Source organism: Sinorhizobium garamanticum (genome assembly GCF_029892065.1).
GTDB classification, from domain to species: domain Bacteria; phylum Pseudomonadota; class Alphaproteobacteria; order Rhizobiales; family Rhizobiaceae; genus Sinorhizobium; species Sinorhizobium garamanticum.
In genome coordinates this window covers 706080-723810 of the sequence record NZ_CP120374.1, presented here as the reverse complement: position 1 = coordinate 723810, position 17731 = coordinate 706080, and the positions used below count along the sequence as shown (strand labels likewise).

Here is a 17731-nt window from a genome sequence, read left to right as displayed (position 1 = left end):
CGGAGGTACTGAGGAATGCGTCGGTGCCTAGCGAATCTGACGCAGCGGCAGGCGGCGGTACGATATTCGTCGATACGCCCCTGGAAGAATGCGCACGCCGCGGTCCGAAAGGCCTTTATGAAAAGGCGCTCGCCGGCAAGATTGCGAATTTCACCGGCATTTCGTCACCCTATGAGGCGCCCGAACATCCCGAACTGCATCTTCACACGGTCGGCCACGAGCCAATCTCGCTGGCGCTCAAGATCGAGGAATATCTCGACCAGATGACGGAGGAGAAATGACGTCCTTGTGCGAGGTGCTTGAACGCATCGCGGTCGATGCCGGCGAGGCGATCCTTGGCGTCTACGACGCCGGTCCCAATGTTTGCTACAAGGACGATCAGTCGCCCGTCACCGAGGCGGACTTCGCAGATCCGCATTTCATCGCTTGGGCGGACATGTCTTCGCTTATCCCGTACTGAGGCAATCGAGGAGCCCAGCGCTTAATTGATCCTGCTCGCCTGCGCTAATTCAGCCAACCGCTCCTTACAGGCCGCCTCAACGGCACGGTGCAGATGTTCGGCGCGCTCTAACAGCCAGACAAGCGCTTCCTCTGTGATCTCGAAGTGCTTGGAGTAGCGCGCTTTCACATACGCCTCGTTGAGGATGTTGTACCAAGCGGTATAGCGGTGCTGATCGCGCGGCCATGCTTCGACCAGCCGGCGGTCCTGGTCTTCGGCGAGTCCGCGCAGGAATTTCAGATTGTGCGATGGCGGGCTGTAGTTGGCAATGGTGAGCAGCAGGCAGGAATAGGCCGTCTCAACCGCTTGGTGTAGCACAAACGCTGCCAGAGGCAGATTAGCCTTGTTCAAATAGAAGCGGCTGCCATCAGCGAAATCCTTCGCATTTGCAAAATGTCTCTCGAAATGCTCACTCGCCACCCGGAGGGCATCGGTGGGAGACAGCCGCTTCGGCTCGGCTAGCGGCCGGTCGTCGAGTTCGTAGAGGATGACGCCTTCGCGCAGGATATCGACGAAGAAATACTGCCCGTCGGCAAGGAAGTTGTTCACTTCCCGGGCGCCATGGACTATCAACCCCACCGGCGTCGAGACGCCCTTGTCCCACATTAGCCGGTCGGTCGCCTTGTCCCAGTATTGCGGTTCGGCAAGCTTCTTCGAATTGACGATGACGAGGATATCGTAGTCCGAGCGATAGCCTTTCATCGTATGCGGCTCGTCGACGAAGGTGCCGCGGGCATAGGAGCCGAACAGGATGATTTTCAGGATCCGTCCGCGCTTCTTGAAGCCCGCTGAGGTTCCTTCGAGCGCATCGGCGAACTCCTCGTGAATGATCTCCACGACGCGGGCAAGTTCGCGCTGCTTTTTCTCCGGTAGATGTTCCAGGCTCGATCTCATGCTCCAACCGATAGGGCAAAGATGACTCGTCGTCTACTGCCGGAGTTCATGGGTTTCGGCATCGATTTCGTTTGCCGCAAGGGCCCGCACTCGGCTCAACAATGCTTTCGATAGGGCGATCGCAGTCCCGAGGGCGAGGAGAGAAGAGGGCACGACAGGAGGCGCAGAGTTTTCCGAGCGGAGCACCTTGCCGGGGGCAGTTCTCTAATTGCGGGGCCTCGATCAACTGGTTTCTTCCAGCGCGCGCTCGCCGCTCGATGCTTCTGAGGTGACATGGCGTCCCTGACACACGGCGAAGTTGATATTCTGGCTGAGGGTCTATTATGCTTGCGCGTCACGGTGATTGCCACCGCTGCAACGATCTTCGCGACAATAGGAATCAAGCAATGTCATCGATTTCATGGGTAGAAATAGTTCAGCACAATACCGCTCATTACAGCGAGCTCGTTGCTGGCATTGATCCTTCGCTGTTGGATATTCCTTCCTTCTTCGAGCAAGACAACGGCATTCCGTGGATTAGCCGCTTCGTCGATTTCGTCTTAGATACCATCGAGGGACAGGTTGGATTCGTAAAGTTTCAAAGCGCTTATTTCGAAGCGTGCGGTCTTTTGGGTCTCACGGCGCTCTCCATGGGTATGAAGCGCGCCAAGGCCGCCGGTATCGGAGTGATCCTGGATGCCAAAAGGGGCGATATCGGAGCAACCGCTGCCGCGTATGCTCACGCCTATCTGACACCGACCTCCGAGGGCGGAAACGGAGACTTCGAAGCGGACTGCCTGACAGTAAACCCGCTAATGGGTCCAGATACGCTCGAACCCTTTGTTTCAACCGCAAAGCGCTACGGCAAAGGCCTTTTTGTTCTCTGCCGGACATCCAATCCCGGCGCAGGCTGGCTTCAGGACAAGATGACGGGGAACCGACTGATCTCCGATCATGTTGCCGATCTCATCGGGGGGCTTGCCCGAGGCGAAGAAGGTTTGAACCCGATTGGGGCCGTTATCGGAGCAACGGTTCCGCACGAAGGAAGACGGCTGCGGATGCTGCTCCCGCGCTCCATCATCCTTGCTCCGGGCCTTGGTGCGCAAGGCGGTGACGCCAGCAGCATACATGCCCTTCGTGGAACACAGCAGGGCGACCTTTTAATTCCGGTCTCGCGCGGTCTCACTCGCGTCGAAGATCGAGGAATTTCTGCCGCAGCCTATCGCGATCTTGTCTTGGAACGGATCTCTGCTTTCAAGGGTGCGATCGCCCATTCCCCGACTTCTCCGGCCGCAGTTGGCTAACAGCGGTCTACCTGCTTCTCACGATCTGCCCCTGCCGGCTTCACTGTTCTCTCCGTGGTCGAGACGGGTGCTCGCCACACCATGGCATCGGATGCTGTGGTTCCCAATGTCGGTCGCGCGGTCCTGTTTCAGAAGGCTCGCAACTGCCCCCGCGGGATTACCACGGCTTCGTCCCGGCAAGGGACAGGGCTACCATAAGGTGACGGATCTGGTGATCGATCGAGACGTCCCTAATGAGACCTGTGCGCGGGTATGTCTTCCAATTGAATTTGCAGTAATTTTCTCCGGATGGAAGGAAAATGTTCGGTTGCGGGCATCGCCACGTCCGCCTTGAGAAGGCGGCCGGTCGGATGACGTGTTGTTTCGCGGCCTATCCGGCGGCAACGATCTTCAAACTTCGGTTCATGTTGTAGGCGATGGCGGTGAGGCGGATCTGCATGGCGGCCTTGGCAAGCCCGCGCCATCGCATGCGTCGAAGACCATAGCTTCGCTTCCAGGTGCCGAAGATCTTCTCGATCCGGCCACGGATGCGATGGATAGGCGGCTTTAATCTGCTGGCGACAATCGCATCAGACGGCCAGTTACTTCGATCGTTGGTTGTTTCGTCACCTATGTCGCCTGCGGAGTGCGCTCGGCGTGACTAGCGTCAATCAAGATAGGTGGCTTGCACGCTTGGATTAGAGCCCGCTATCCGATTGCCGCTATCGTTCTGCTGCATGAATCGAGGCAATGGCTGCACGGCACGACGGGTCAGTGGCTCTCTTCAAAGTGATGATCCGGTTTCTTGCGAGAAGGGTCGAACATTGCGACCAAGGCGACCAAGACGAACCAAAATATTTCGAGGCAGTCTTTGAAACTGTGCAAAGAATCCTCCTAGGTCCAGGTATTCGACCGCATCCCAGTATTGTTGCTCTGACCGATGCTGGCTGCTGGCGTCTCTTAATGCAGTTCATTCGATGCATGATCACGAACGTGGAGCTATCCATCGTCTTTTCCTTCTCTTGGGTCGGCTGCGCTACGTCTGACGCACAGGTTCTTGCCCGGATGTGACGCGGAGGTGATTACGGATCGCAGTTTTTCGGTCGAAGATCCTGAGCCGCGCAGCGAATATCGCACTTGTTGAGCCGACCTCTGATCGAGCCCGCCCTCAGGGCACGCTTCTGCCGGTCCGATCCCTGGGCGCTTCTGGCCTCTACCAATTCAAAATTATTGAAGGATCTCGACGGTAACGGGCTGGTTAGCAAGCTTCTCGAGTGTCCCGAGCGACGCCTTATAGGTCCCGATATGAAGCGTCTGATCTGAGTAGCCGATCCCGGCCGTATTGTAGTAGAAGCCGAGATTTCCCCACGGAACGAAATAGATGAGATCCCCGTCTTCGGGGTCAGATCCGGGCGAGCCCCTGTGCTTGAGTTTTCGGGGAAGATAGCTGATCTTTTCCCGACCGGCGAATTCTTCGAGCTTCAGCGTGAGCGGGAGCATTGAAAGAAAGTCGCGGACTGCTGGGTTGTCTTCGCCCACTGTTACGTCGACCGATGTTGCGCCGCCGGTAAACCTCAACACCGTACCGACGACAGTGGACGTACTCCGATCCCTTGTTTGGGCAAGGGAGACGGGAGCCAAAGCAGCGAAAAAGGCCGCGAATAGGAGCGCAGTCATTTGACGATGGAGGCTCGGCATTCTTTCTTGCTCTCAACTCTTGGTGCCGGGCGTTCTTCCCGGTGCGACGTGTTCGGGCCTCAGCGGGCACTTTGTTTCCTGCTCAAGCCGTTCGATGCCGACCAGTATAGATGGTCGAAAGACATCTGATTACCTCTGATAGTTCGCTTGCCGTCATGGGTCTATTTCATAAGTGCCTTGCGGTAGTGGCCAGAAGGGAAAGCGGGGCCGAGACTACTGCCGTCCGAACCATCCATCCAAACTCCGGCAAGGCTGTTTTGAGGCGCGCCAGTTCGTACGTCGGAGCGGGCGACTGATCGATCCACTCCATAAGCGCATACGCTTTTCCGGCTCTAATCGAGCGATCAAATCGAAGGTAAAGTCTCCTCCAGCTTGGTCGTTGACCGCCAACAACCTCCACCAAACCGCACAATCGCACGAGAGGATCGATGAGAACGCTTTTTGAGCCAGCGCTGCAGCTTCGGAGAACAACGTTGCGAAGTGTGGCACTTCTCTCTGGTCGCGTCCGACGGCACCTGGCAGGTGAAAAGGTCGGCCCTTCTGGCTCATCGGAGGCGCTCGGCGATGCTATCGACCGGGAAGAAAAAGAGGGGCTCGCCTACATGTTCTGGGGCCGGCTGGTTGCGCTCGGAACGCTCGCCGTGGGCGCGCTTCTTGCCGTGCCGCTCGATCGTTCAGGCCTGTATGTGATTGCCATCGTGGCTTTCGGGCTGCTCAATGCACTCTCCTTTGGCCTGGCGCGCAGCAGCCGCTATGCGACAGTGGCGACATGGTTGTTCGTCGTCATCGATGCTGCGGTCTTGACTTACATTTTTGTGACGCCGTCGCCGTTTGCCGTCGAAGGCTGGACCTCCCAGCTCAATCTTCGCCTGCCGAATTTCCTGTATCTCGGGGTGTTCCTCGTGAGCATGGCGCTCAGCTACTCGCCAGCACTGGTTGTTTGGAGCGGAGCGGTCACCATCGTCGTCTGGAACATCGCCTACTGCTGGGTCGCCACGCGGCCCAGTTCGATCGCATATGGAAGCGATCTGCTGAATGGGGGGGTGAGTGACGCAGACATCATTGCGCTGGTGCTCGATCCGCGCTCAGTCAGTCTGATCAATCTCTCCTATCAGACCATGTTCCTGGTGCTCGTCACGGTAATCCTTGCGATTTCCGTTTGGCGCTCGCGCAGGCTGGTGCGCAGGCAGGTTGCAGCAGAAGCGCAGCGCAGTGCCTTGTCACGCTACTTTTCGCCAAACATCGTGCGCGAGCTGTCGAGCGTGTCGAGCGGCTTCGGGGAGCCCTCGCTCCAGACTGCCGCAATCCTGTTTGCCGACATGGTGGACTTCACCAAGATATCGGAGCAGCTTCCACCAGAGGATCTCGTGAAACTGCTGAAGGAGTTCCACGCGCGCCTCGCGACGGTTGCATTCGCCCATGGCGGGACCGTGGACAAATATATCGGCGACGAGATCATGGTGCACTTCGGCACCCCACGTCCCCGGCCGGATGACGCCGCGCGAGCGCTTTCATGCGCCCGCGAGATGCTGGAGCAGATCCGGCTCTGGAACGAGCAGCGCGTCACCACCGGCGAATCTGCGATTGAGGTTGGCATCGGCGTTCACTACGGCGAGGTAATCGTCGGAAACATCGGGGACGAGCGCCGTCTGGAATACACGGTGTTGGGCGACACCGTGAACGTTGCAAGCCGGCTCGAACGGCTGACGCGCAAGATCGGCACGTCACTCGCAGTCAGCGAAGATCTGCTCGCCGCGGCACGAGCTCAAAGCTCGAACCCTGCGTCCGTTGTCGAGGGACTGCAGCCAGATCAGGTACGCTGGGTGCGCGGGCGCCGCCGCCCGATCGCCGTCTGGTATCTTCCTCGGACCGAGCAGCAGGCAAGGCGAAAGGGGACGAAGCGGCGTCAGCCCCCAGTCCCTGGCAAGATGGAGCAAGTGGGTCGAAACACACTTGTGACCGCAACTACGATCTTTGATGTCGCAATGCGTCCACCACCACCTTGAATGCCGGCGAGTTCTGATGCCGGCTTGGATAGTAGATATAGTAACCAGGAAACGGCGGAGACCAGTCAGAAAGAAGCGCGACCAGACGTCCGGCCTCGATATGCTCGGAAGCCAGATCTTCCGGCAAATAGGCTATGCCGTGACCTGCCAGGGCGGCGTCTACCATGGGATAAGAAGTGTTGAACGTGAGTTGCCCGTCCACCCTGACGCGAAGTTCCTGCCCGTTCTTCTCAAATTCCCAGGTATAGAGCCCCCCGCCGGTTGCCTGGCGCATATTGATGCAGTCGTGCTGCATTAAATCTTGCGGATGCTGGGGAGCCGACCGACCGGCAAGATACTCTCGCGAGGCCACCGCCAACATTCGCCAGTCTGGTCCAATTCTGACCGCGATCATGTCTTTCTCGATGCTCTCGCCCAGCCGAACGCCGGCGTCGAAGCCATCCTCGACGATGTTGCGCAGGCCATTGTCCCGGCTCAGCTCGATCTTGATGTCGGGATATTTCGACAGTATCGGCTTTAGCTTAGGCCAAACGATGGTTTCCAAAGCATGATCAGACAGCGTGATCCTGATTGTGCCCGACGGCATGTCCCGCAAGGCCGTAAGCGCTGCCAGATCGCTCCTGATGGCGGATATCCTCGGCGACAACGAATGAAACACGCGATCACCGGCTTCGGTCAGCGCAACGCTTCGAGTGGTCCGCGTCAGCAGTCTCAGCCCCATTCGGGTTTCGAGCCGCTTGATCGTGTGACTTAGCGTCGACTGGGTTATACCAAGTTTGGCGGCCGCTTTCGTGAAGTTGCGCTCCTCGGCAACTGCGAGGAACCATAAGAGGTCGTTGAAGTCTTCTCTGGCCATCGATGCTCACTTGGTCCGCATTAGCTGATTTATGGTTTACATCGATAAATGTAAGTGAAACACGGCAACTAATCCATAGCCGTGTCCTTTGGTAGCGTGTGCGGTGAGACAGTTCGGCTCTGTTTTGAGGCCGTCACGCGCAACCCGAGGAGACCACTATGGAACTCACCATCAATGGGACAAAACATCAGGTCGACATCGAGCCCGATACGCCGCTGCTTTGGGTTCTCCGAGACGAGCTCGGAATGACGGGCACGAAATATGGTTGCGGGCTCGCCCAATGCGGCGCCTGCACGGTGCTTGTCGATGGGCAGGCGACGCGGTCTTGCGTCACACCTGTAGAAAGCGTCGCCGGCACCGAGATCATGACGATCGAAGCAGTTGCCGATGATCCGGTCGGTCAAAAGGTCGTCGAGGCCTGGGTCTCCAACCAGGTTGCCCAATGCGGCTACTGCCAGTCCGGCCAGGTCATGGCGGCAACCGCTCTCCTGAAGCAAACGCCCAAACCCAATGACGAGGACATTGCAGGCGCGATGGTCAACCTCTGTCGCTGTGGCACCTACAATTCGATCGCCGCGGCCGTCCGCGACGCCGCTCAAGCTTAATCGGAGTGCACCGTGAACGACATGACACCAATTGCTCCCGAAGTTTTGGCCAGCGAGAACGGCAAGCCTTTCAAGGTATCCCGTCGCGGCTTTCTTGGCGCATCGCTGGGCGCGCTTGTTCTTGGGGTTACGCTTCCGGCGGGCCGGACCCGCGCGCTAGCGGCCGCCCCAGAATCTGTCACACCAGGCTCCCGCGTTGCCGCATTCCTGGAGATCCGGCCCGATAGCAGCGTTTTTTTCCGCAGTGCCTTCATCGAAGGGGGGCAGGGGATCTTTACTGCCATGGCGCAGATCGTCGGCGAGGAGCTTGACGTTGATCCTACGAATTTCGTCGTGGAGGGAGCGCCTCCCGGTCCCGATTATCTCCTGACCGGGGGTGGACGTTTCACGGGCGGCAGCATGTCCGTCCGCATGAGCTACGACACAATGCGTAAGCTCGGTGCTTCCGCACGTCATATGCTGCTGCAGGCGGCGGCGGAAAAGTTTGGCGTGCCAGTATCCGAGCTTTCGACCGAACCGGGTAAAGTCATCCACGCGGCCTCAAGTCGCACTATCCCTTACGGCGAGATAGCCGACGCCGCCGCCGGACTGCCATTGCCCGCGGATGTCCCCCTGCGTGATCGGGCGAACTTCCGATGGATCGGCAAGCCGTTCGCACGGCTTGACGCGCGTGACAAATCGACGGGCAAAGCGAAATACTCGATCGATCAGAAGATCGACGGGATGCTCTACGCAGCCGTCCAGCACAGCCCGCGGCTTGGCGGCGAGCCAGAGTCAATGCAGAACGAAGCTGACGTACGTGGCATGCCCGGCTTCCACTCCATCCACAGACTTCCGGGCGCAGTTGCCGTGGTCGCGACCAGTTGGTGGCGCGCTCGACGCGCTGTCGAGACCTTGCAGGTCACCTGGACCGACACCGCTTCCACGGCTTCGCACCCGATGCCGGCCGATTTCTCGTCAGAAGCCCATATGGCAAAGTTGAAGGCCACGTCGGGCGACGGTGTAGCCTTTGAAACAGAAGGAGATGCGACCGGCGCACTTGCAGGTGCAACGCGTGTGGTCGAGGCGGTCTACGATGCCCCCTATCTGGTGCACGGACAGCTCGAACCGCCATCGGCGCTCGCACGCTGGAACGAGGATGAGTCACTCGAGCTCTGGCTTCCCAACCAGGCTCCGGAGATGTTCCAGGGCGATGCCGCGAAGGTCGCAGGCATTCCTCCGGAAAAAGTCATCATTCACTCGCCGATGCTGGGGGGCTTCTTCGGGCGGCATTTTCTCTATCAGACAGCGAATCCGTATCCGCAGGCTATCCAGCTTGCGAAGGCGGTAGGGCGTCCGATCAAGCTCCTTTGGAGCCGTGAGGAGGAATTCCTGCGTGACGCGCTTAGGCCGATGGCGGCGGTCCGTTTCCGTGGCGGACTTGATGCCAGCGGCACGCCGGTGGCACTCTCAGCGGTCGCGGTCGGAGAAGGACCCACGGGCCGCTGGTTTGGTCGCCAGCCCGATAAAGTCGACAGCTCCGCCGTCGAGGGTATCGCCGGCAAAGTCTATGCGATCCCGAACCGGCGTGTCGGCCAGATCCACGTGGATGATCCCGCCATCATCGGCTTCTGGCGTTCCGTCGGTCACTCGATGAACGACTTCTTCTACGAGACGTTCCTCGATGAGTTGGCAGATGCAGGCCAGCAGGACCCTTACGAGTTGCGCCATCGTCTCCTGGCCGGCAGTCCGCGTCACAGGACGCTTCTGGAGGCTGTCGCCGATCTCGCCGGCGGGTGGAAGCGCGGCCCGTTTGTTGCCGAAGACGGCACCCGGCGGGCGAGAGGGGTTGCCATGGCTTCACCCTTTGGCAGCGAGGTTGCGACGATCGCCGAAGTATCGCTGCGGGAAGGTGACATTGCCGTTCACGATGTGTGGGTGGCGATCGATCCGGGCAGCATCGTCAATCCCGCAATCATCGAAGCTCAGATGAATTCGGCCGTCGCTCTCGGGCTTTCGTCGGCCCTCCTTGAGGAAGTGGTCTACGTCGACGGCATGCCGCAAGCGCGTAACTACGACGGCTATCAGATCCTGACGCCGGATCGCATGCCGCGTGTCCATGTCCGGATCGTAGAAAGCGGTGCGCCCATGGGCGGTATCGGCGAACCGGGCCTGCCCGGTGTTCCACCGGCGGTGGCCAACGCTCTGTCCGTGCTCGCCGGCAAGCGCATCCGCAGCCTGCCCCTGTCCAAACTCGAACTCAAGGAAGTCGACGGTTGAAGACGCTCATCCTTGCCTCATTGGCTTCTCTCATAGTGACAGCCATCGCTGCGCCTGCCCATTCCCAAGCAACGGATGCCGCGCCAGGCGAGCGGCTATTTCAGCAGCGCTGCGGCGCCTGCCATCAACTTGCCACCACTCGAAACGGCGTTGGACCTCATCTGCAGGGTGTGATCGGCCGGTCGGCAGGAAGTATCGAGGGCTTCAAGTATTCTCCCGCCCTCAAAGGAGCCGGCGTGACCTGGACGCCGGAAACCTTGGAGACGTTCCTGACAAGCCCGGGCGCGATGGTGCGCGGAACGCGCATGACGCAGCGCTTCAACAACGCGGAGGAGCGGCGCGCGATTATCGAGTTCCTCGGCTCGCACTAGGGCTTGGAAAACGAACTGGCGTGGTGGCGACGTCGTTGCGCGATGTCGCCACCTGCCGACTTCGATCTGTCTCAGATTTATGCGCCACTTCGATTAATGCAAGCGAACCGCGGCGGGTAATTCGATTGCCTCCAGAGTGCTAGTCAGTTGGGACGGGAGAAAACCCCCTGAGCTGAAGGGCGAACATCATGACACAGGTGACCTACGAGAAAAGTTTGACGAGCCCGGTCGCTGCCTGGGGTGCCGTTTTTTCGATGGCGCTGTGCGTCGCGGTTCTAATCGCCTCCGAGTTCATGCCGGTCAGCCTTCTGACGCCGATCGCACGCGATCTGGTAATGACCGAGGGTCAGGCCGGACAGGCAATTTCGATCTCGGGACTGTTCGCCGTGACAACGAGCCTGTTCATCGCAGGGATCACACGGAGCGTTGATCGCAAGATTGTCCTTTCATCGTTTTCGTTTCTGCTGGTCGCCTCGGGCCTGATCGTAGCGTTTGCCCCCAACTACACGATCCTGATGATCGGTCGTGCGCTGCTTGGTGTCGCGATTGGGGGCTTCTGGTCGATGTCTACCGCAATTGTCATGCGCCTCCTGCCGCAAAGCGCCGTGCCGAAGGGCCTTGCGATGCTGAATGCCGGAAACGCGATTGCGGCGACAATATCCGCGCCGCTGGGCAGCTTTCTGGGTGACTACATCGGATGGCGCGGCGCGTTCTTTTTCGTGGTGCCTTTGGCGCTGATAGCGCTTGTCTGGCAATGGCTGAGCATGCCCTCGCTACCGCCGCGCCAGAGAACCGCATCCGGCAATGTTTTCCGCCTGCTCAAGCGCAGGCAGGTCGCAATGGGCATGACCGCAATCCTGTTGCTGTTCATGGGGCAGTTCGCCCTCTTCACCTATCTCAGACCCTTTCTCGAGTCTGTCTCAGGCTACTCGGTTTCCGCCTTGTCGATGGTGCTTCTCCTGATGGGGCTCGCCGGTGTCGCCGGGACTTGGACCATCAGTTCACTGCTTGCCACGCGTCTTTACTCGATCGTGGTTGTCATTCCCCTTGTCATGGCGGCGATAGCTGCAGTGCTCGTGGCATTCGCTTCGACGAAGATCGCCGTCGCTGGCCTTCTAATAGCATGGGGCTTTTTTGGCACGGCCGCGCCTGTCGGATGGAGAACCTGGCTGAGCAGAGTTCTGCACGATGACGCAGAAGCGGGCGGGGGCCTCCAGGTGGCTGTCATCCAGTTTGCCATTACCGCTGGAGCGGCGGCTGGTGGTTTCTTGTTCGACTGGAGCGGGTGGTGGAGCTCGTTCGCCTTGGCCGCCGTTCTTCTGGTCGGATCGTCGGCGGCCGCCTGGACGGCGTGGATTGATTGGCACCGTTCGAAATGAAGCGGCCGGCCCCCTCGATTACGCGCCGAACTTTGCTCGACGGAAGCGTCGTCGCCGCAGCTCTGCCGGTTCTCGCGTGGGCCAATAAGGAGACGAGTATGAAGGTACGCCTCGGTTTCGCCGGTCACAACGTGACGGCCACACTCTATGACAATCCGTCTGCCCGCGACTTCGCCTCGATGCTGCCACTGGATCTGACGTTCTCGGACTTCCCGAACGAAAAGATTGCTTACTTGCCGCGCAAGCTCAATCTGGAAGCAAGAGGGCCGTTTCCCAACGAGGCCCCAGGCGACCTCTGCTACTACATCCCATGGGGCAATCTCGCCTTCTTCTACGGAAATTACGTCTCCACCAGAGACCTCATTCGGCTCGGTCGCATTGATGGCGGCGTCGAGCCGCTGCTGACGCGCGGCGAATTTCCGCTTCACATAGAGCGTCTGTCCTGACACCATCGAAAGGGAGTGAAACATGCTGGCTACGGTTCTGCACGGCAAAGGCGATATCCGTTGCGAGGAGGTCGCCGAACCAAGAATTCAAAAACCCACCGACGCCATCATCAAGTTGGCGGCGTCTTGCGTTTGCGGCTCCGATCTCTGGCCCTACCGTGGGCTCCAGCCGATGAGTGGGCCGGCCCATATGGGGCATGAGTATTGCGGCGTCGTCGTCGAAGTCGGCGACGAGGTCAAGACTGTGAAACCTGGCCAGTTCGTCGTGGGATCATTCTGCATCTCCGACAATACCTGCCCGCATTGCCGCTTCGGTTTCCCGTCTTCCTGCGAACAGCGGGAGTTTATGTCCGGTGCGCAGGCGCCGTTTGCCCGAATTCCACTTGCTGACGGTACTCTGGTCGCAACTCCGGAGATGCCGTCCGATGACCTCATTCCGAGCCTTCTGGCCGTTTCGGATGTCCTTGGTACCGGCTGGTATGCGGCTGATGCGGCACGAGTCCAGCCTGGCTCGACGGCGGTCGTCGTCGGTGACGGTGCGGTCGGCCTGATGGGCGTGCTTTCCGCCAAGCAAATGGGAGCCGAGAAGATCATCGCCATGAGCCGCCACAAAAGCCGCCAGGATCTCGCGCTTGAATTCGGAGCCACACATATCGTCTCGGAACGAGGCGACGAAGGCGTGGCCCGGATCAAGGAACTGACGGGCGGAGTGGGCGCCGAATCCGTTCTTGAATGCGTAGGAACGCAAGAAGCCATGACGCAGGCGATGAACTGCGCTCGTCCCGGCGGGCATATCGGCTTTGTCGGGGTTCCGCATGGCGTTCAGATCGACGGACAGAACTTGTTCTTTGCCCAGAAGAGCCTGATGGGCGGACCAGCTCCCGTCCGCCGCTACCTCCCCTACCTCATGGATCTGGTGCTGAACCGTGAGATCAATCCGGGAAAGGTCTTCGATCTCGAGGTTCCCCTCGCTGACGTCGCCGAAGGTTATCGCGCGATGGACGAGCGCCGCGCGATCAAGACACTGCTGAGGGTTTAATGTCGTCTAGCGATGCGCGGTGGCCTCGTTGCCGCGTATCGCCTTAGCCGGCCCGATCCAGAGCGGCGGAACCCAGAGACGTCCAATGAGGCAATCGCGTGAACGACCGCGACAGCAACAATCAGGGGATTGGCCTTGAAGAATGAGTTTGGACTCGAAGTCTTGCCCGCTCCAACAAGGGCGTTTGACGCCGATGACCCGGCGGAACTCCTTGCATTCGCTGTCGAGAGCTTCAGGCGTGGCCCTGTGGCCATCGGGACACTTGTCGGCATCCGGGGCGGGGCAGCACGCGCGCTCGGCTCACACGTCATCATCGCGGACGACGGCCGCTTCGCTGGCTATGTATCCGGAGGGTGCGTTGAAGCAGCGGTGGCCTTTGAAGCTCTGCAGGCGATGAGGGAAGGACGCGACCGCACCGTCAGCTTTGGCGACGGGTCGCCATTCATGGATATCGTTTTGCCCTGCGGGGGTGGGATAACCGTCGCCATTCACATTCTGCGGGAGATCGACAACCTCGAACTGGTGCTCGATCACCTGAAACGACGCCAGCGAGCGGCTCTGCGCTATTCGCCGAGTAAGCAATCCTTGGTTCCTGTGGTGGCTCCTCGACGGGCGGGCTGGCTCGGAGAAGACTTCATATCGGTTTATCGACCGCAAACCCGGGTAGTCATTTCGGGACAGACCCTTGAGGCGCAAAGCGTCGCCAGACTGGCAGAAGTTGCCGGCTATGACGTCGTGCTCTTGCCGATCAATAGGGCAGACAGGATCGCCAGACAGGAGATAGACGCGTTTTCAGCCGTCGTCGTATTGCATCACGACCTTGAGAAGGAAATGCTGGTTCTGCCAATCGCCATGGAGAGCCCGGCTTTCTACATAGGCGCGCTCGGAAGCACCAGAACTCACGGTAGACGGATCGAACGATTGGCGGCGCTCGGTCACCGAGTGACCGGCTTTTCTCGGCTCAAGGCGCCGATCGGCATGTTTGGCCCCGCGCGGGATTCCTCCTCGCTGGCGCTTTCGGTCCTTGCCGACATTGCGGCGACACGCCTGGCAACGTTTGAATGAGACGGAAATCTCGATGAATGATCGTTTGAACGGCCAGCAGAGTAGTTACGTCAAGGATGCCAGGCCCACACCCTTGGTAGACCCGTTTGGTCGGCCAGTTACCTACTTGCGAGTGTCGGTCACGGATCGATGCGATTTCCGCTGCACCTACTGCATGGCGGAAAACATGACCTTTCTGCCGAAGAAGGATCTGCTGACCCTTGAGGCACTCGCCCGTCTTTGCTCGGCTTTCATTGCGAAGGGTGTGACAAAAATTCGCCTGACCGGTGGGGAGCCGCTGGTACGCAAGAACATCATGTCGCTCGTGCGAGAACTCGGGAAGCAGGTGGGAACCGGGCTCGAAGAACTGACCCTGACGACGAATGGCTCTCAGCTTGTCCGCTTTGCCTCCGAACTCTATGAGTGCGGCGTTCGTCGCATCAATGTTTCTCTCGATACCCTCGATCCGGACACGTTTCGCAGGATTACGCGCTGGGGCGACTACTCCAGGGTAATGGAGGGGCTCGACGCCGCACAAGAGGCAGGCCTGAAGGTCAAGCTGAACACGGTCGCGCTAAAGGGCGTGAACGATCTTGAGATCCCCGATATCCTCCGGTTCGCCCATGGTCGAGGCATGGATCTGACGCTGATAGAGACGATGCCGCTGGGCGACATCGATGAGGATCGTACTGATCGCTATCTGCCGCTGACACAAGTCCGTGCCGCGCTGGAAAATCAATTTACACTGAGGGACATCCCGTACGAAACGGGCGGACCGGCGCGCTACATCGAAGTCGCCGAAACCAAAGGCCGTCTGGGTCTGATTACCCCGCTGACCCACAATTTCTGCGAAAGCTGCAACCGCGTGCGAGTTACGTGTACCGGCACGCTGTACATGTGCCTCGGACAGAACGATGCCGCCGAGTTGGGTGCGGTTCTCCGTGCCGAGGACGACGCGATCCTCAATGCTGCGATCGACGACGCGATCGCACGCAAACCGAAGGGACATGACTTCGTCATTGATCGCAGTCGCAGTGTGCTGACGGTTCCCCGCCACATGAATGTCACGGGCGGTTGACGGTTCTTCGCAGGAAGGCTGGCAGCAGACTGGCGTTCTGATCGCGCGCCCGTCAGCCTTCAGCCCCATTTGCGATCTGACAGCGGAGAAAAGCGATAGCCATCACCGACGCGTTCGACATAGCCGAGACCTGGAAACGGGAAGTGGTAGAAGAATGCCGGCATTGAGCGCAACGCTAGATACTCCAGCATTCTAACGCGCGTTTCGACGCCCGCGTCAGGATCCGTATCGAATAGCATTTTCATGCGAGGGTGGGCGAGCTGACACTGGTGATGAACGATATCGCCAACGACAAAGAGAAAGTCATTACCAGAACCAATCACAAAGCTCGTATGTCCAACCGTGTGGCCCGGTGTGTGCATTGCAGTGACGTTTGGAAACGTCTCCTGGTCGTCGACGTGAAACTCCAATCGATCGAGGTTGGGCACGAGATTGCGACGAGCCACCAGTGCCGAATGCTCCCCGCGCGTGCCAAGCCGTTCGTCGGCAAGCCAAAATTCAACGTCGGACGCATGAAGATGAATTGCGGCATTGCGGAAGTTTCTGTGCCCGGCCGGGGCCATTATTCCCCCAACATGATCGAGATGAGCATGCGTAGGAATAATTGCGTCGATCCGATCCAGCTCAAAACCCGCGGAAACGAGCCCCGCATGCAGCGGATTCGAACCGGTATCTCGAAACGGCGCGCCGGTTTCAAAAATGGCGACCCGGCCTTGGCTCCTTACCGCGAGAACGTTCTGTTCGACGACAATCCTGCCCTCGCTGCTGAGTTCGTAAACCTCTCCATGATCGCAATGCGCCGCGTCAAAAGCCTTATCCGGCTCACCGATGTCGAGCGGACCGGCCGAAACGACATACAATTCCACGTCTCCAACCTTGCCGGTGTCCCGCGACACCATGAGGGGAGGGGGCATCTCAGTCGCAGTCTGCCGATGACGCACTTGACCTCCTGTTCAAGTTCGAGAATCCCACAAACTTCCATGCTCCCAGAAGAAGTGCTCGAAAACCATGCTCGAGGCAAATCGAGCATATAAGCTCGTCTTATCGCCTGATGTCGGCGCACACAGGAAAGGCGACCGGCGCTGAATGCGCGCACCCGGATATAATATTATGCTATATAGTTGGAATGGCAGAAACTTTTACACAAGCGCTTGATAAGTAACAGTCTTTTCCGCGGCACAATTTTCATTCTCATTGCACATGCCGGCGACCACTCGAAACCCTGCGTTGACAAAGGCTGGCCTCAACCGAATACCCTTCGTCCTGGCGAGCGCATCGGGAGACGCTCCGCAAGAAAGATCGCCGGCCGATTTGGTCGGTCATACACGGAGCCGACCCCAAGCGACGCTCCAGCATGCAGTGGAGGAAATGGAATGAAACGATTTGAAGGCCGTACTGTGATCGTGACCGGTGCAGGCAGCGGTATCGGTGCTGCATGTGTTCGGCGTCTGCACGTCGAGGGGGCAGACGTGGTGGCAGTCGACGTCACCCAGGAAGCGGTCGACAAGATCGTGTCTGAATTTGGCGGCAGCGATCGCATCTCAGGTGCCGTGCTCGATGTCCGCGATCAGGCTGCAGCCCAAACTCTGGCAACCGACACGCGCGCGCGGCTCGGCAGGCTGAATGGGTTGATCAATTGTGCCGGGATCACTGGCGTTGCGAGCGTACTGGATGTCGAGCCGGAGAAGCTCGAACGCGTCATGGCGGTCAACCTGGGAGGCACCGTCAACATGTGCCAAGCCTTCGTACGTGCCGTGCGCGACGACACCGGCCCGCGCGCCATCGTAAACATTTCGTCCGGGGCGGGCGTGATGGGGGTCCCCAATCGCCTGCCATATGTGGCTTCCAAGTTTGCCGTTTCGGGTATCACGAAGTCGATGTCGCCAGAACTGGGGCCGCTCGGCATTCGGGTCAACGCAGTGGCGCCGGGAATGACCAAGACGCCTCTGGTCGAGTACATGTTGCAGGACCCGGCGGCCGTGGCGCGTATCAACGCAGCACATCCGATCGGCCGCATGGGCGAGCCGGAGGAGATTGCAGCGGTGATCGTGTTCCTCCTGACCGACGATGCCAGTTTCATGACCGGCGCCGTCGTTTCGGTGGACGGCGGCCAGACGGCCTGCCTGTAGTAGACAAACGCAGCTTTGCCGGTTGGGTGCCAGGCACATCCATCCGGCAGCGGGCCAGGATCTGATCCTGGCCAGATAGCCTCAATCCACATCGAGCAATGCCCTGCGGGCACGGCTGTCCGGTGAACGACATCGGACCGGCTGATGCTGTCCGTGCGCCCGGTCT

Annotated in this window: 16 protein-coding genes and 2 pseudogenes; 13 read left to right on the top strand and 5 right to left on the bottom strand. The window is 59.4% G+C overall.

Annotated features, from left to right (window positions below; genetic code table 11):
- Window positions 1-62: 62 nt before the first annotated feature.
- Window positions 63-281: pseudogene (locus PZN02_RS23370) on the top strand (adenylyl-sulfate kinase); the annotation flags it as partial.
- Window positions 278-403 (top strand): annotated as a pseudogene (locus tag PZN02_RS23365) (3'(2'),5'-bisphosphate nucleotidase CysQ); the annotation flags it as partial. The pseudogenes PZN02_RS23370 and PZN02_RS23365, both read left to right, overlap by 4 nt.
- Window positions 404-481: 78 nt before the next feature.
- Here the strand turns inward: PZN02_RS23365 and PZN02_RS23360 are convergent.
- The gene (locus PZN02_RS23360; protein ID WP_280663030.1) at window positions 482-1393 is read right to left on the bottom strand and encodes a nucleotidyltransferase and HEPN domain-containing protein; all 912 of its coding nucleotides are present in this window, start codon (window positions 1391-1393) and stop codon (window positions 482-484) included.
- A 386-nt stretch (window positions 1394-1779) separates the two neighbouring features.
- On the opposite strand from PZN02_RS23360, the gene pyrF reads away from it, so the two are divergent.
- Entirely contained in the window at window positions 1780-2676 is an 897-nt protein-coding gene (gene pyrF / locus PZN02_RS23355; protein ID WP_280663029.1) for an orotidine-5'-phosphate decarboxylase, read from the top strand.
- 370 nt (window positions 2677-3046) lie between these two features.
- Here the strand turns inward: pyrF and PZN02_RS23350 are convergent, their stop codons facing one another.
- Window positions 3047-3184 (bottom strand): transposase, encoded by a 138-nt coding sequence (locus PZN02_RS23350; protein WP_425336361.1) that lies wholly within the window; start codon window positions 3182-3184, stop codon window positions 3047-3049.
- 698 nt (window positions 3185-3882) lie between these two features.
- Entirely contained in the window at window positions 3883-4332 is a 450-nt protein-coding gene (locus tag PZN02_RS23345) for a cyclophilin-like fold protein (protein WP_280663028.1), read from the bottom strand.
- A gap of 662 nt (window positions 4333-4994) precedes the next feature.
- Here PZN02_RS23345 and PZN02_RS23340 point away from each other — a divergent pair.
- Window positions 4995-6359 carry an adenylate/guanylate cyclase domain-containing protein gene (locus PZN02_RS23340; RefSeq protein WP_280663027.1) on the top strand — a complete coding sequence of 455 codons (1365 nt, stop codon included), beginning with the start codon at window positions 4995-4997 and terminating at the stop codon, window positions 6357-6359.
- Here PZN02_RS23340 and PZN02_RS23335 read toward each other — a convergent pair.
- Entirely contained in the window at window positions 6319-7215 is an 897-nt protein-coding gene (locus tag PZN02_RS23335) for a LysR family transcriptional regulator (RefSeq protein ID WP_280663026.1), read from the bottom strand. The genes PZN02_RS23340 and PZN02_RS23335 overlap by 41 nt on opposite strands.
- A 158-nt stretch (window positions 7216-7373) precedes the next feature.
- Here PZN02_RS23335 and PZN02_RS23330 point away from each other — a divergent pair, with 158 nt between their 5' ends.
- From PZN02_RS23330 to moaA, 8 genes are all read left to right on the top strand, one after another.
- A complete protein-coding gene (locus PZN02_RS23330) occupies window positions 7374-7820 on the top strand; it encodes a (2Fe-2S)-binding protein (protein WP_280663025.1) in 447 nt (148 codons plus the stop codon).
- A gap of 12 nt (window positions 7821-7832) precedes the next feature.
- Window positions 7833-10079 carry a xanthine dehydrogenase family protein molybdopterin-binding subunit gene (locus tag PZN02_RS23325; RefSeq protein WP_280663024.1) on the top strand — a complete coding sequence of 749 codons (2247 nt, stop codon included), beginning with the start codon at window positions 7833-7835 and terminating at the stop codon, window positions 10077-10079.
- Window positions 10076-10450, top strand: coding sequence for a c-type cytochrome (locus PZN02_RS23320; protein ID WP_280663023.1), 375 nt, complete (start codon window positions 10076-10078; stop codon window positions 10448-10450). Before PZN02_RS23325 ends, PZN02_RS23320 begins: the two co-directional genes overlap by 4 nt.
- A 188-nt stretch (window positions 10451-10638) precedes the next feature.
- On the top strand, window positions 10639-11829 hold the full coding sequence (locus PZN02_RS23315) for an MFS transporter (protein WP_280663022.1): 1191 nt from the start codon (window positions 10639-10641) through the stop codon (window positions 11827-11829).
- A complete protein-coding gene (locus PZN02_RS23310; RefSeq protein WP_280663021.1) occupies window positions 11826-12275 on the top strand; it encodes a cyclophilin-like fold protein in 450 nt (149 codons plus the stop codon). Before PZN02_RS23315 ends, PZN02_RS23310 begins: the two co-directional genes overlap by 4 nt.
- Window positions 12276-12297: 22 nt before the next feature.
- Window positions 12298-13314 carry a zinc-dependent alcohol dehydrogenase family protein gene (locus PZN02_RS23305; protein ID WP_280663020.1) on the top strand — a complete coding sequence of 339 codons (1017 nt, stop codon included), beginning with the start codon at window positions 12298-12300 and terminating at the stop codon, window positions 13312-13314.
- A gap of 135 nt (window positions 13315-13449) precedes the next feature.
- Window positions 13450-14379: an XdhC family protein gene (locus tag PZN02_RS23300; protein WP_280663019.1), complete on the top strand. Its 930-nt coding sequence runs from the start codon at window positions 13450-13452 to the stop codon at window positions 14377-14379.
- Window positions 14380-14392: 13 nt separating this feature from the next.
- Window positions 14393-15436, top strand: a complete 1044-nt coding sequence (gene moaA, locus PZN02_RS23295) for a GTP 3',8-cyclase MoaA (protein ID WP_280663018.1) — start codon at window positions 14393-14395, stop codon at window positions 15434-15436.
- 59 nt (window positions 15437-15495) lie between these two features.
- Here moaA and PZN02_RS23290 read toward each other — a convergent pair whose 3' ends face one another.
- Window positions 15496-16296, bottom strand: coding sequence for an MBL fold metallo-hydrolase (locus PZN02_RS23290; protein ID WP_280663017.1), 801 nt, complete (start codon window positions 16294-16296; stop codon window positions 15496-15498).
- 513 nt (window positions 16297-16809) lie between these two features.
- Here PZN02_RS23290 and PZN02_RS23285 point away from each other — a divergent pair.
- On the top strand, window positions 16810-17565 hold the full coding sequence (locus tag PZN02_RS23285; protein ID WP_280663016.1) for an SDR family NAD(P)-dependent oxidoreductase: 756 nt from the start codon (window positions 16810-16812) through the stop codon (window positions 17563-17565).
- Window positions 17566-17731: the final 166 nt, after the last annotated feature.